The organism is Streptomyces aurantiacus, assembly GCF_027107535.1.
GTDB lineage: Bacteria > Actinomycetota > Actinomycetes > Streptomycetales > Streptomycetaceae > Streptomyces.
This window is the reverse complement of sequence record NZ_CP114283.1, coordinates 7783650-7796674: the sequence shown is the minus strand read 5'-3', so window position 1 is coordinate 7796674 and position 13025 is coordinate 7783650. Positions and strand designations below refer to the sequence as shown.

13 protein-coding genes are annotated in these 13025 nt (G+C 72.7%); 5 read left to right on the top strand and 8 right to left on the bottom strand.

Annotated elements, in window-relative coordinates:
* The first annotated feature begins 61 nt into the window (after window positions 1-61).
* Complete coding sequence (locus O1Q96_RS36400) at window positions 62-1405, top strand: hypothetical protein (RefSeq protein ID WP_269252178.1); 1344 nt, start codon at window positions 62-64, stop codon at window positions 1403-1405.
* A 183-nt stretch (window positions 1406-1588) separates the two neighbouring features.
* On the opposite strand, the gene O1Q96_RS36395 is transcribed toward O1Q96_RS36400, so the two are convergent.
* From O1Q96_RS36395 to O1Q96_RS36385, 3 genes are all read right to left on the bottom strand, one after another.
* Window positions 1589-2371, bottom strand: a complete 783-nt coding sequence (locus O1Q96_RS36395; RefSeq protein WP_217454375.1) for a S1 family peptidase — start codon at window positions 2369-2371, stop codon at window positions 1589-1591.
* A 159-nt stretch (window positions 2372-2530) separates the two neighbouring features.
* A complete protein-coding gene (locus O1Q96_RS36390) occupies window positions 2531-3211 on the bottom strand; it encodes a response regulator (protein WP_269253870.1) in 681 nt (226 codons plus the stop codon).
* 125 nt (window positions 3212-3336) lie between these two features.
* Window positions 3337-4773 carry a sensor histidine kinase gene (locus O1Q96_RS36385; RefSeq protein ID WP_269252177.1) on the bottom strand — a complete coding sequence of 479 codons (1437 nt, stop codon included), beginning with the start codon at window positions 4771-4773 and terminating at the stop codon, window positions 3337-3339.
* A 156-nt stretch (window positions 4774-4929) separates the two neighbouring features.
* Between O1Q96_RS36385 and O1Q96_RS36380 the strand changes: the two genes are divergently transcribed.
* The 3 genes from O1Q96_RS36380 to O1Q96_RS36370 are packed head-to-tail and all read left to right on the top strand — an operon-like array spanning window position 4930 to window position 8203.
* A complete protein-coding gene (locus tag O1Q96_RS36380) occupies window positions 4930-5862 on the top strand; it encodes an ABC transporter ATP-binding protein (RefSeq protein WP_269252176.1) in 933 nt (310 codons plus the stop codon).
* Window positions 5859-7403, top strand: a complete 1545-nt coding sequence (locus tag O1Q96_RS36375) for a DUF1349 domain-containing protein (RefSeq protein ID WP_269252175.1) — start codon at window positions 5859-5861, stop codon at window positions 7401-7403. Before O1Q96_RS36380 ends, O1Q96_RS36375 begins: the two co-directional genes overlap by 4 nt.
* Window positions 7400-8203, top strand: a complete 804-nt coding sequence (locus tag O1Q96_RS36370) for an ABC transporter permease subunit (RefSeq protein WP_331276084.1) — start codon at window positions 7400-7402, stop codon at window positions 8201-8203. Before O1Q96_RS36375 ends, O1Q96_RS36370 begins: the two co-directional genes overlap by 4 nt.
* 104 nt (window positions 8204-8307) lie before the next feature.
* Here O1Q96_RS36370 and O1Q96_RS36365 read toward each other — a convergent pair whose 3' ends face one another.
* The 4 genes from O1Q96_RS36365 to O1Q96_RS36350 form a co-directional block, all read right to left on the bottom strand.
* Entirely contained in the window at window positions 8308-8802 is a 495-nt protein-coding gene (locus O1Q96_RS36365; protein ID WP_269252174.1) for an N-acetyltransferase, read from the bottom strand.
* 9 nt (window positions 8803-8811) lie between these two features.
* A complete protein-coding gene (locus O1Q96_RS36360) occupies window positions 8812-9084 on the bottom strand; it encodes a hypothetical protein (RefSeq protein WP_269252173.1) in 273 nt (90 codons plus the stop codon).
* Between the two features lie 113 nt (window positions 9085-9197).
* Window positions 9198-10370: a Cmx/CmrA family chloramphenicol efflux MFS transporter gene (locus O1Q96_RS36355; protein WP_269252172.1), complete on the bottom strand. Its 1173-nt coding sequence runs from the start codon at window positions 10368-10370 to the stop codon at window positions 9198-9200.
* Window positions 10371-10726: 356 nt separating this feature from the next.
* Window positions 10727-11266 (bottom strand): hypothetical protein, encoded by a 540-nt coding sequence (locus O1Q96_RS36350; protein ID WP_269252171.1) that lies wholly within the window; start codon window positions 11264-11266, stop codon window positions 10727-10729.
* 115 nt (window positions 11267-11381) lie between these two features.
* On the opposite strand from O1Q96_RS36350, the gene O1Q96_RS36345 reads away from it, so the two are divergent.
* Window positions 11382-11981, top strand: a complete 600-nt coding sequence (locus O1Q96_RS36345) for a YdeI/OmpD-associated family protein (RefSeq protein ID WP_269252170.1) — start codon at window positions 11382-11384, stop codon at window positions 11979-11981.
* A 248-nt stretch (window positions 11982-12229) separates the two neighbouring features.
* On the opposite strand, the gene O1Q96_RS36340 is transcribed toward O1Q96_RS36345, so the two are convergent.
* The gene (locus O1Q96_RS36340; protein WP_269252169.1) at window positions 12230-12841 is read right to left on the bottom strand and encodes a YceI family protein; all 612 of its coding nucleotides are present in this window, start codon (window positions 12839-12841) and stop codon (window positions 12230-12232) included.
* Window positions 12842-13025 lie beyond the last annotated feature (184 nt).

The window sequence follows — 13025 nt, the reverse complement described above, 5'->3', positions numbered from 1 at the left end:
CGGCGGGAGGGACAGGAGGGGCAGGCCGCCAAAAACGGCGGCCAGGAGTAGCTTCGAAGGTATGAAGGCCGCACTGACACGAGCACTGTCCGTACTCCTGATCGCGTTCGCGGCCTTGGCGGTGCTGTCCGTCGGGGCCACGGACGCCCGCGCCGCCACGGACGTCTCGACGGTGGCGGACGCCCTGCGCGAGAGTCCCGTGTACGTCGATCCGTCCATGTCCGGGCAGCTGTCCGACACGGACGCGGACGCCCTGGCCGAGAAGATCGAGCGGGCGGACAAGCCGGTCTTCGTCGCCGTGCTCCCCGCGGACTTCCCCAAGGAGAACCTCTTCCGGAACCTGCGCACCGCCACCGGCATCACGGGCCTGTACGCGGTCCGGGTCGGCGACGACTTCGACGCGAAGGCCGACTCCTCGGTCATGCCGGTCGACGCCGTACGCAACCTCGTGACCAGTGTCCAGGGCGAGAACACGAAGGCCCAGCTGGACGACTTCACGGACCGGGCCCTCGCCAACGTCGGTGGCTCCGCGCCCAGCGGCTGGAGCGAGGGCGATGGCGGCGTCGACACCGGCGCCCTGATCGGGGTCGGCGCGGTGGCCCTGGCGGGCGGCGCCGGCGCGTACACCCTCGTGCGGCGCAACCGCCGCAGGAAGGACGCGGAGCGGCAGGCCGCACTCGACAAGCTGCGGGTCGTCGTGGACGAGGACATCACCGCCTTCGGCGAGGAACTCGACCGGCTCGACTTCCACCCCGCGGAGCCCGGCGCGGACGACGCGATGCGCGCCGACTACGAGCGCGCCCTCGACGCGTACGACAAGGCGAAGTCCTTCATGGCCGCGGCCACCCGCCCCGAGGAGGTGCGCGCCGTCACCCAGTCCCTGGAGGACGGGCGCTTCTCCCTCGCCGCGCTCGCCGCGCGCCGCGAGGGACGGCCCGTCCCCGAACGGCGGGCACCCTGCTTCTTCGACCCGCGCCACGGGCCGTCGGTCGCCGACGCCACCTGGACGCCGCCGGGCGGGGCCACCCGCGAGGTACCGGTCTGCGCCGCCGACCGGACCCGGCTGGACGACGGCCACGACCCCGCCGTCCGGGAGGTCGACACGGACTCGGGCCGCCGCCCCTACTGGGACGCGGGCCCGGCGTACGGGCCCTGGGCGGGCGGCTACTTCGGCGGCGGCATCCTGCCGGGCCTGCTCGTCGGCACGATGCTCGGTTCCATGATGGCCGGGCCGGCGTACGCGGCCGACTACGGCTCCGGGTACGGGGACTTCGGCGGGGGAGGGTACGAGGGCGGGGACACGTCCGGTGCCGACTTCAACTCCGACGACTTCGGCGGAGGCGACTTCGGGGGCGGTGGAGACTTCGGCGGGGGCGGCGGCGGGGACTTCGGCGGGGGTTTCTGAGCCCTCTCGCACCGGGCACGGCGGTCCGTGACACGGGCGGCAGGAGTACGACACGTCCTCGGGCCCGGCGCCGTGTCGGCGCCGGGCCCGAGGACGTCGTGGTCACACAAGACGAGCGGACGGGGCACGGGGTGCGGGATGCGAGGCGTATCGCGGCGCGTGCCCCGCGCCCCGTCCGGTGGGTCAGAGTGTGGCTGCCGCCGACGCGATGGCGGACGAGAAGGTCGAGACCTCGCTGTAGACACCGGGGGCGTTGGCCCCGGCGCAGCCTATGCCCCAGCTGACGATGCCGACCTGGACCCAGGCATTGGCGTTGTCCTTGCGGAACATCGGGCCGCCGGAGTCGCCCTGGCAGGTGTCCACGCCGCCCGCGGCGAACCCGGCGCAGATCTCCTCGTTCGCGACGAGACCGCTGTACCCGCTGTAGGAGCGGCAGGTGGCGTCGCTGACGAACGGCACGTTGGCCTTCAGCATGTAGCGCTGCTGGGCGCCGCCCTCCCGGGCCGCACCCCATCCGGCGACGGTGAAGGTGCCGGTGTTGTACTGCGTGGTGGTGGCGATCTTCAGCGTTGGCAGGTTGATGGGCTGCGCGAGCTTGATGAGCGCCCAGTCCTTGCCGGTGCCGTTGTAGCCGGGAGCCCGGTAGATCTTGGTGGACCTGACCTGGACCCGGCCGGCGGTGGACTGGAGGTCCACGACGCCGGCGGTGGCGGTGATGCTCGTGTTGTTGCCGGTGGCGCCCACACAGTGCGCGGCGGTGAGCACGATCTGCTGGGTGTAGAGCGCGCCGCCACAGCCCATGGAGAGCCGGACCATGAACGGGAACTCGCCCTGCGCGGCACGGGTTCCGCCGACGACCGGCGCCGGGGCGGCCTGCGCGGGGGAGACGGGCTGAAGGCTGACGACCGCGAGGGCGGCCGCACCGGCGACCGCGCATCTCTTGAGCGTCTTGAGGAGGTTCTTCAACGTGATGCCTTCCGTGGGGGGTGGAAGTGACAGGCGCATGCCAAATCCAGAAGAAAAAGTCACGTCGTACCTGGCATGAGCCGGTCAATTTCTGTTGAGGGATTATGCGAACGCTGTGAGCGCCGCCACAAGGGGTGGGAACCGGCCGCTCCTATCCGGTCAGCCGACGTTCCCCGACCGCGGCACGACCAGACCCGTCTCGTACGCCATGACCACCGCCTGCGTCCGGTCTCGCAGCCCGAGCTTCGCCAGGACCCGGCTGACGTGAGTCTTCACCGTCTCCTCGCCCACGTGGAGGCGTCCGGCGAGTTCGGGGTTCGACAGCCCTTCGGCGAGCAGTCGCAGCACCTCGGTCTCGCGGGGGGTGAGGGTGGCGAGCGCGTCCCCGTCCGGCCCGTCCGGCGCACGGGGCCTCAGCCGCGCGAACTCCGCGATGAGCCGGCGGGTCACGGCCGGCGCCAGCAGGGCCTCCCCGGCGGCGACGACCCGCACGGCGTCGAAGAGCCGCTCCGCGGTGACGTCCTTGAGGAGGAAGCCGCTCGCCCCGGCGGTGAGGGCGTCGTACACGTGCTCGTCGAGGTCGAAGGTGGTGAGGATCAACACGCGTGGCGTGTGGGCGGGTTCGGCCCGGCGCATCAGCTCCGCGGTGGCCCGGATGCCGTCCGTCACCGGCATCCGTACGTCCATCAGCACCACGTCCGGCCGCTGTTCACGGCACACGCGGACCGCCTCGGCGCCGTCCCGGGCGGTGCCCACGACCGCGAAGTCCCGCTGGGTGGCGAGGAGTCCGGCGTATCCGGCCCGGACGACCTCGTGGTCGTCGGCGACGACGACGCGCACGGGCCCGCCCTCGGCGGCCGGTCCGGGAGCCTCGGCAGCCGCTCCGGAATCCGGCGGGGCGGCTGCCACGGAGCCCGGCACGGCGGCGGCCGTGGAACGCCGCGCGGTGGTTCCTCCGGGGTCTGTCACGCCAGGGCCTCCGCCCGGATCGGGAGCCGTGCCTCGACCAGGAAGCCGCCGCCGGGTGCGGGCCCGGTGCGCAGGGTGCCTCCCACGGTCGCCGCCCGCTCCCGCATGCCAAGAAGGCCGTGCCCCGCCCGGTCCGCGGCGTGGGCGGTGACGGACCCGGGACCGGCGCCGAGCCCGGGGCCCGGGCCGTTGTCGCGCACGCGGAGCTCCAAGTCGTATTTCCCATACCGGAGTTCGACGTCGACAGCGGCACCAGGAGCATGCCGGCGGACGTTGGTCAGGGCCTCCTGGACGATACGGAACGCGGTGACCTCGATGCCCGGGTCGAGCGGCGCGACCGTGCCGCTGACGATCAGCCGGGTGCCGGAACCCGCGGCGTCCCGGGACTCGTCGATCAGCTCCATCAGCTGGCGCAGCCCCGGCTGGGGGCGTCGGGTGACTTCCGCGTCCGCGTCCTCGCGCAGCACTCCGAGCAGCCGCCGCATCTCCGTCAGCGCGGCCCGCGCGGTGTCCCCGATGGCCAGCAGCCGGGTGGCGCCGTCGGCGGGCATCCCCTGCGTGGTCAGCCGTGCCGTCTCGGCCTGCACGGCGATCATCGAGATGTGATGCGCGACGACATCGTGCAACTCCCGTGCGATACGGGCCCGTTCGCCCCGCGCGGCGTGTTCGAGGAGCGTGTCGGCGAAGGCCTGCTCCGTCTCGCTGTGGGCCTGCGCCGTGGTCCGTACATGCCGGGTGATGCCGGTGGCCGCGGCGGCGGAGCCGAGCGTGGCGACCAGGACGGTCACGACGCGGACGGTGGAGCCGCCGGGGCCCGCGGCCGCCGCCAGGGCCAGCCCGACGTACGGGAGTACGAGGAGGCCGCTGAGCAGTGGTGCCCCGGCCCGTCCGAGCAGGTGGACGGCCGCCAGCTGGGCCACCGATCCCGAGAGGGTCAGGACATGGAAGGGTTCCAGGGCCAGGACGCAGGCGGTCGTGAGCGCGATCGCGGCGGCGTTGCGGGTGCCCGTCCCGCGCTCCGGCGCGAGGAGGAGGCCCACCGGCAGGGTCGTGCACAGGGTGAGCAGCACGGCGAGCGCGAGGTTGCCGCGCAGACCGGCGGCTCGTACGAGGATCTCGACGCAGGCGAGCAGCGCGAGACCGACGGAGAACACGAAGGGGGAGAAAGGGGAGAGGGGCCCCGGACCGGCAGAGGGCCGGGGCGCGACGGAGAAGCGCCCGGCGAAGGAGGCGGAGGCGAGGGCGCCCGTGCCGTGGGAGGCGTCGCCCGGGGCGCGGGCGGCACGGGCTGTTCGAGCGGCACGGCCACGGGCGGGCAGTCGGCCGTCGCCGGACGCCCTCCGGCGACGCGGTACCAACTGCCTCACTCTGCCCGCGAGTTCCGCGGAATCCGGGACCGTCCTCGCCGCTCTCACCTCGTCCTTCTCGTCCACGCCCGCCATTGTGCCGTCGTCGGCGCCGGACCGCGTCCCTCTGGTCAGCAGTGTGCGTGTCCCCCATACGAGGGATGCCGTCCCCCGGGCCGGGGAGGCGAAGACCGCTCGCGGCCGGGACGACGCCACGAACCACGGTCCCTAACCTCGCTGAGCATGGACGCAACCATCGAAGTCCTGGACCTGCACAAGAGGTTCGGGCGGACCGTCGCCGTCGACGGGCTCTCCTTCTCGGTCGGACCGGGCCAGGTCACCGGCTTCGTCGGCCCCAACGGGGCGGGCAAGTCGACGACCATGCGGACCGTACTCGGTCTGGACGCCCCCGACACGGGCACCGCCCTCATCGGCGGACGCCCCTACCACGACCTGCGCTCCCCGCTGCTGGAGGTGGGCGCGTTGCTCGACGCGGCCGCGCTGCACCCGGCCCGCCGGGGCCGCGACCACCTGCGGTGGCTGGCGCACTCGCACGGCCTGTCCCTGCGCCGGGTCGACGAGGTGCTCGAACAGGTCGGCATGGCGCAGGGGGCGCGCCGCAGGGCGGGCGGCTACTCGCTCGGCATGCGCCAGCGCCTCGGCGTGGCCGCCGCCCTCCTCGGGGACCCACCCGTCCTCCTGCTCGACGAGCCGGTCAACGGCCTCGACCCCGAGGGCATCCAGTGGATCCGCGGCCTGCTGCGGAGCCTGGCAGCCGAGGGCCGGGCCATTCTCGTGTCGAGCCACCTCATGAGCGAACTGGAAGACACCGCCGACCACTTGGTGGTGGTCGGCCGGGGTCGCCTGATCGCCGACACGGCCGTCGCCGACCTGCTGGCTGCGGCGTCCGGCGACCGCGTCGCCCTGCGCACGAGCGCGCGCACCGAGGCGATGGAACTGCTCACCGGCCGGGGCGGCACGGTCGCCGTCACCGGCCGGGACACCCTGACCGTCACCGGGCTGCCGTCGGAGCGGATCGTGGCACTCCTCGCCGAGGCCGGGATTCCGTTCGCCGAAGTGGGCGCCCACCGAGCCACCTTGGAGGAGGCGTACATGGAACTGACCCGCGACGCCGCGGAGTTCACCTCCACCGCGAACGGCGAGGCGGCACGATGACCGCGCCTTGGACGCATGCCCCCTACCGTTCCCGGCTCCAGCCGGGCCGGGCCGGGTTCGTCCGGCTGCTGCGCGCGGAGTGGAGCAAGTTCTGGACCGTACAGAGCTGGCTGCTGATCCTCGTGCTGGCGGTTGCCGCAACCGTCGGCATCTCGCAGCTCGGCGCGAGCGGCACCACCGACGACCCCAACGGCCGGCCCAGAACCGCCTTCGCGCCCGACGGCACCCGCGTGGACGACAGCTTCCGCTTCGTCCACCGGCCGCTCACGGGGAACGGCAGCGTCACGGTCCACGTGTCCGGCGTCGAGGGACAGGAGGACCACTCTCCCGAGCCGTGGGCGAAGGCCGGCGTCATCATCAAGTCGAGCACGGAACCCGGCAGTTCGTACGTGGCCCTGATGGTGACCCCGGACCACGGCGTCCGCCTGCAGTGGGACTTCACCCACGACCGGGCAGGCTCGTCCGCCACCGCTCGCTGGCTCAGGCTGACACGTTCGGGCCAGGAGCTGACCGGCTACGAGTCGCCGGACGGCCGCAGGTGGACGAAGATCGCGACCGTACGCCCGGCGGACCTCCCGAAGGCGGCCCGCGCCGGTCTGTTCGTCGCCACCCCGGCCCATCACACACTGCGCCGCTCCTTCGGCGGCACCTCCGAGACCGCGGGAAGCGCGACCGCCACCGCGGCCTTCGACCACGCCGGGCTGCGTGGCGCCACCGCGGGCACATCCTGGACCAGCACCGACGTGGGCGCCCCCGATCCGGAGGACCCGGACCTCCCGGAGTCAGGCCCGGCCCGGCCGGTGCCCGGCAGCACACAGATCACCGGCGGCGGCGTCTTCACGCTCACCGGGCAGGGCGACATCGCCCCGAACCAGACCGGCGGCGACACCGTCCAGATGAGCTTCCAGGGTGTCTTCGTCGGCGTTCTGTTCATGGTGACGCTCGGCGCGCTCTTCATCACCGCCGAGTACAAGCGCGGCATGATCCGTACGACGTTCATGGCGAGTCCGCGCCGGGGACAGGTCCTGGCGGCGAAGGCCCTGGTGATCGGGGGAGTGACGTTCACAGCGGGGCTCGTGGCGGCGGCCCTGTCGTTCCCGCTCGCGCAGGACCGGCTGCGCTCCAACGGGTTCAGGCCTCCCGCGTACCCGGACCTCTCCCTGCTGGAGGGACCCGCCGCCCGGGCGATCGTCGGCAGCGCGATCCTGCTGTCGCTGGTCGCGGTCCTCGCCCTGGCCCTGGGTGCGGTACTGCGCAGCAGTGCGGGGGCGATCACGGTGGTGGTGGTCCTGGTGATCCTCCCGCAGATCCTGGCGTTCGCTCTGCCTCTGCCGGTCGCCGAGTGGCTGCTTCGGCTGACTCCCGCGGCGGCGTTCGCGATCCAGCAGGGAGTCACCTACTACCCGCAGGTGGCCCACAACTGCCTCCCGGAGAGCGGCTGTTACCCACTGGATCCCTGGCACGGCCTGGCGGTGATGTGCGCGTACGTGGCGGTGGCGCTGGCACTGGCCGTCCGGCGCCTGCGCGGGAGGGACGCGTGAGCCGCACGGGGATGCTCCGGCCGTTCCACGCCGAGTGGACCAAGTTCCGTACGCTGCCCAGCAGTTGGTGGCTCCTGGCGGCCACCGTGGCTCTCACGGTCGCGGTCGGTGCGGCCGCGGCGGCCTCCGTCGGCACCGGCCTCTGCGCGTCGGCGGAGGCCTGCCGCGAGGACACGGTGAAACTGAGCCTCACGGGCGTCTGGCTCGGCCAGGCGGCGGCCCTGGCCCTCGGCGCGCTGTCGATGGGCGCGGAGTACGGCACCGGCACGATCCGTACGACTCTGACGGCCATGCCGCACCGGGTGCCGCTGCTCGCGGCAAAGGCGGCCGTCCTGGCCGCCGCGACCGCGGTGGCCGGAGCGGTGGCGGTCCTCGCCTCCCTCTCCCTCGGCAGGCTGCTCCTTCCCGGTGACGTCTTCACCGCGGAGTCCGGCTACCCGCTGCCGTCCCTCGCCGACGGACCCACCCTCCGCGCGGCCTTCGGCTCGGTCCTCTGCCTCACCCTGATCACCCTGCTGGGCCTCGGACTGGCCGCCCTGCTGCGGGACAGCACAGGCGCCGTCACCGCGGGTCTTGGCCTGCTGTACGTGGTCCCGGTGGTGGCGGACCTCCTGAGCGACCCGGCCTGGAGCCGTCGTCTGGAACGCTGGGCCCCCATGCCGGCGGGCCTCGCCATCCGGGCCACGAAGGATCTGTCCCGCCTGCCGATCGGCCCGTGGCCGGGCCTCGGCGTCCTGGCGGCGTACGCGCTGGGCACCCTCCTCGTCGCGGCGGCGGTGTTCAGGGCCCGGGACGCGTAGGGGACGTACGGCCGGGAGCCGGGAGCCGGCCCGTGCCCGTGTCGGCGCCGTTGTTCGTGCGGGCGTCGCGGTCCGGGGAGTCGACAGGTGTGGTCCGGGGTCCGTCAGGTGTGGTCCGGCAGGGCCAGCCACTCCTTCCACGACAGGTCCCGCCCGATGAACCGCGGCCGCTCGAAGGGCCACGCCTCGGCGATCCACCGCGGCACGAACGCGTCCAGGTCCCGCTCCAGCGAGGTCCCCACCTGGTCGTCCACGACCCACCAGGAGATCTCGGCGTCGGCACCGGCCTTCTCCGGCGGATCGATGTAGACGCACCCGTACTCGGTGGTCTCCGCCTCGTCGAACAGCACGTAGTTGAAGGACTCGTGAGCGGCGATCTCGGCCTCGTGCCGTTCCAGGTCAGCCTGGTTGGCCTCGTAGGTGATCGTGGCGGCGGGCCAGCCCCAGGCCTCCCCGAAGACCGACCACAGCCGTTCCCGGGATCCCATCACCGCCGGGTAGTCGATCGCGGCGTCCGCCCCGGTGATCGGGCGGAGGTGACACCCGCCGGGCACGTCGACGCGCAGGGGATGGACGAAGTCAGCAGGCAGCCAGGTCATGCCCGGAGGCTAGCGCCCGGCCCACCGGCCCCGCACCGGGATATTCCCGCCGCGGGCCGGGTCCGGCAAGGGCGCCCGCCCACGCGCGTACCGCTCCCCGGCCGCATGCCACCAGCCGGGCGGCGAGGTCCCGTCGATGCGGGAGGACGCCTGCCGGGGATGCAGTCCGAGCCGCCCCAGGGCGTCCGCCGCCACGTACACGGTGAACCACCCGCGCGGGCGCCCGTCCTCCCCGCGCCCGCACGTGTGGTCCCACCGCATCTCGTCCGTCACGAACGGCATCCAGTCGACACCGCGCTCCCGCAGTCAACTCCGCACGGCGGCAAGGGGCTGAGGGCGCCCGGGCGCGTTCTCGTACGCGGCGACCCTGATCCATTCGTACGCGTCGTGACCGCTCATACGGTCCATGATGCCCGAGCCGGCCCGGCGGCCCTCCTCCGTAGGCTCGTGACGCCCACGGCCAGGGCGAGCCCCACGAGTGCGGTACTGACCCACACCGGAGACCGGTAGCCGAGGCCCGCCCCGATCACGACACCGCCGAACCAAGGCCCCAGCGCACCACCCACGTTGAACGCGGCCGTCGCGAACCCGCCCGCCAGGGTCGGCGCCCCGGCCGCCGCGTACAGCACCCGTGAGATCAGCGTCGAGCCGACGCCGAACGACAACGCGCCCTGTACGAAGGCGAGTACGACCGCCGCCACCGGGTTCCCCGCGGTGAGGCCGAGGACGGCCCACCCCAACAGCAGCGCGGCCCCGCCGCCGACGAGGACCGGGCCGGGCCGGGAGTCGGCGATCCGCCCCGCGACGGCGACCCCGGCGAACGAGCCGAGCCCGAAGAGCGCCAGCACGAGGGGCACCCACCGCTCGCCCAGCCCGGTGACGCCGGTGACGAGCGGCGCGAGATAGGTGAAGGTGCAGAAGGTGGCCCCGTTCACCAACGCCCCCAGAAGCAGCGCCACTTGGAGACGAGGTGTGCGCAGGACCCGCAGCTCGCTCCGCACACTCACGTGCGCGGCAGTGGGGGACCCGCCCGGCACGGACCGCACGATCGCGAAGAGGGCCGGCACGGACAGGACGACCACGGCCCAGAACGCCGACCGCCATCCCCACAGCTGCCCCAGGAGGGCGCCGCCGGGCACGCCGGCCACACACGCGACCGTCACTCCGCCCAACAGCACCGACGTGGCCCGCCCCTTGGCGTCGGCCCCGACCATGCCGACGGCCGTCATCACGGCCACCGCCAGGAACCCGGCGTTGGCGAGCGCACCCACGACCCGGGTGGCCAGCAGCACCGCGAAGCTGTCGGTGACCGCACCGACGACGTGCACGACCAGGAAGGCGCCCAGGAACCCCAGCAGCGCCGCACGCCGCGACCACCGCCGGACCAGCACGGCCATGAGGGGCGCCCCCACGACCATCCCCACGGCGAACGCCGAGGTCAGCGACCCGGCCGCCGGTACGGACACCCCCATGTCCCGCGCGATGTCCGGCACGAGCCCGGACAGCATGAACTCCGAAGTCCCCTGAGCGAAGACAGCGAGCCCCAACAGATAAAGCCCCAATGGCATGACACGACTCCGCACACCCGTAACACCCGAAAATGGACACGGCACGCTGTACGGCGTTCCGGTGACGGTGACAGTGGCGGGGGCCTGGACGCGCTCGACCGCGACGCTTCAGCCCGACATCCCGAACAGCCACCGGAGAGCCGGTGGCCGGAGTCTTGACGCCTCGGGGCTGGACATGAGGGGCAGGTTAGTCACCCCCGGCCTTCCGGAGCCACCCGATTACCGGAGCCCTCCGACTGCCGGAGCCACCCGATGACGGAGCCACCCGATGACGGAGCCACCCGATGACGGAGGGTCCGGGTCACGCCGTGCCCGGCGCCCCGGGACACCCGGACGGGCGGGATCGCAGGGCGTCCTCACGCTCCCGGGTCCGACCGGTCGAGGGTCCACCGGCCCGAGTGCCCCGGCGGAAGGGCCAGGTCGCTTCGGACCGCCACGTAGTACCGGTCCCGGGCCACGCGCTGGCGCGCCAGCAGGGCCGACCAGCCGTCCGGGTCGTGGACGCCGGCCTCCAGGAAGCGTTCCATCTCGATGGCCGCGAGAACCCACTCGCGCGCCCGGTCGACCACGTCGGGCGCACCGAGCATCAGCAGGGCCTCCCAGGCCGGATCGCGGGCGTCCAGGGCGGCCGCCAGCTGCGGCGCCGCGTCCTCGGGGGTCAGGGGATGCCGGTTCGGGTCGTTGCCGAGGTGGGCCGCGACCCGGTAGTTCAGGGTGATGGTCTTCTTCAGCGTCCGGGCGTAGTCGGAGTACACGGCGAGGCGCCGCTCGTCCCACCGTGCCGTCTGTTCGCGCCGGAACCGGACCCGGTCCCCGCGCACGATCGCGAGATACGAGCCCAGAGCACCGATGACCACGCCTATCAGGGCCGGGAGTTGCTGTATGAACGAGGACACCGGCGCACGGTAGCGCCGACCTCCCGCACGGCCAACCCGGCCCGTTCGGCAGACCATCCGGCCGTCCGGACCATCTAGGACAGTATCTGTCCTACTGCCGTCCTACTGTGTCCTCATGGATGACACCCTCGGCAGTGCCGGCACGATCGACGGCGTGGAGATCAGGGCCTTCGCGGACACCGCGCAGCTGGACGCGTGGGTGTCCGCTCATCCGGGCCTCAAGGGAGGGGTCTGGCTGAAGATCGCCAAGAAGGGCTCCGGCCTGCCGTCGATCACGGTGACGGAGGCCCTCGACGTGGCCCTCTGCCACGGCTGGATCGACGGCCAGCGGCGAGGGCTCGACGCGTCGTACTACCTCCAGAAGTACACCCCGCGCAGGCCGGGCAGCCTGTGGTCGATGGTCAACGTGCGCAAGGTGGAGGCTCTCACCGCGGCCGGGCGGATGCGCCCCTCGGGTCTCGCGGAGGTCGCCGCCGCCCAGGCGGACGGCCGGTGGGACGCGGCGTACGAGTCGCAGCGGACCGCGACGGTCCCGGACGACCTCGCCGCCGCGCTGGACCGCAGCCCCCGTGCGAAGGCCTTCTTCGACGGCCTCGGCAGGACGGACCGGTACCTGGTCATCCTGGGCCTGCTGAAGGCGAGGACCCCCGAGGGGCGGGCCGCCCGGCTGGGGAAGGCGGTCGCCGGGCTGGAAGCGGGGCGGCCGGTGAGGTGACCGGACCCGCGGCACCCGTCTCCGGCCCGGGCTCGTCCCGCCCGCCTCGGACCTGCCTCGACGGTCTCCGGCCCGGGCCCCTCACGGCCGAGCGCCCGCCTTCCGCTCACAGGGAGCAGGAGGGCGGGCGCGCTCGACGGACGGGACGAGATCCGGCACTCGGATGGGCCCGGTATCCGGATCCGTCAGGTACCCGGATCCGTCAGGTACTCAGGCCGGCCCGTACTCGGACCGGTCGGGTGTCCTGATCAGTCGGCGTTCCGGATCGCCGAGATGTCGAAGCTCAGCTTGATCTTGTCGGAGACGAGCACGCCACCGGTCTCCAGCGCCGCGTTCCAGGTCAGGCCCCACTCGGAGCGCAGGAGCTCCGCCTTGCCCTCGAAGCCGATCCGCTCGTTGCCGAACGGGTCCTTCGCGGCGCCGTTGAACTCCAGGTCGATGGAGAGCGGCTTGGTGGTGCCCAGAATCGTCAGGTCACCGGTGATGCGGTAGTCGTCGCCGCCGAGCGCCTCCGCCTGGGTGGAGCGGAACGTCATCGTGGGGAACTCCTCCGTCTTGAAGAAGTCCGCGCTCTTCAGGTGACCGTCACGGTCGGCGGAACCGGTGCTGATGCTGTCCATCTTGACGTCGATGCTCGCCGTCGACAGCGACGGGTCGCCACCGTCCAGGTGCAGGCTTCCGACGAAGTCCTCGAAGCCGCCCTTGACGTTCGTCACCATGGCGTGGCGCGCGACGAAGCCGATCGTCGAGTGGGCCGGGTCGATCGTGTAGTCGCCGGTCAGGGCGGCCAGGTCGGGGCTCACGGCGGTGGTCGCCGCGGCAGCGGTGTCGTTCGTGTCCTTGCGGCCGAAGATGCCCATGACTAGCTCCTTTGGGGACGTGCCCCGGCTCTGCGCCGAAGCTGTTTAACGTTCAACTACGACGACCATAGACCTATTCCGTACAAGTTTCAACCTTAAGCGCGACGTGCCGGTCCGGTTACTCCTGGTCGTTATTGGTCTATACCTAAGGTCGTCCGTCGGCCCCCTGGTGGACCCGTGCAGC

Coding starts and splice junctions, on each gene's coding strand:
- O1Q96_RS36360 (WP_269252173.1), bottom strand. CDS start 9,084: ATGCCGTTCGTGACGGACGAGATGCGGTGGGACCACACGTGCGGGCGC.
- O1Q96_RS36355 (WP_269252172.1), bottom strand. CDS start 10,370: ATGCCATTGGGGCTTTATCTGTTGGGGCTCGCTGTCTTCGCTCAGGGG.
- O1Q96_RS36380 (WP_269252176.1), top strand. CDS start 4,930: ATGGACGCAACCATCGAAGTCCTGGACCTGCACAAGAGGTTCGGGCGG.
- O1Q96_RS36375 (WP_269252175.1), top strand. CDS start 5,859: ATGACCGCGCCTTGGACGCATGCCCCCTACCGTTCCCGGCTCCAGCCG.
- O1Q96_RS36340 (WP_269252169.1), bottom strand. CDS start 12,841: ATGGGCATCTTCGGCCGCAAGGACACGAACGACACCGCTGCCGCGGCG.
- O1Q96_RS36400 (WP_269252178.1), top strand. CDS start 62: ATGAAGGCCGCACTGACACGAGCACTGTCCGTACTCCTGATCGCGTTC.
- O1Q96_RS36345 (WP_269252170.1), top strand. CDS start 11,382: ATGGATGACACCCTCGGCAGTGCCGGCACGATCGACGGCGTGGAGATC.
- O1Q96_RS36365 (WP_269252174.1), bottom strand. CDS start 8,802: ATGACCTGGCTGCCTGCTGACTTCGTCCATCCCCTGCGCGTCGACGTG.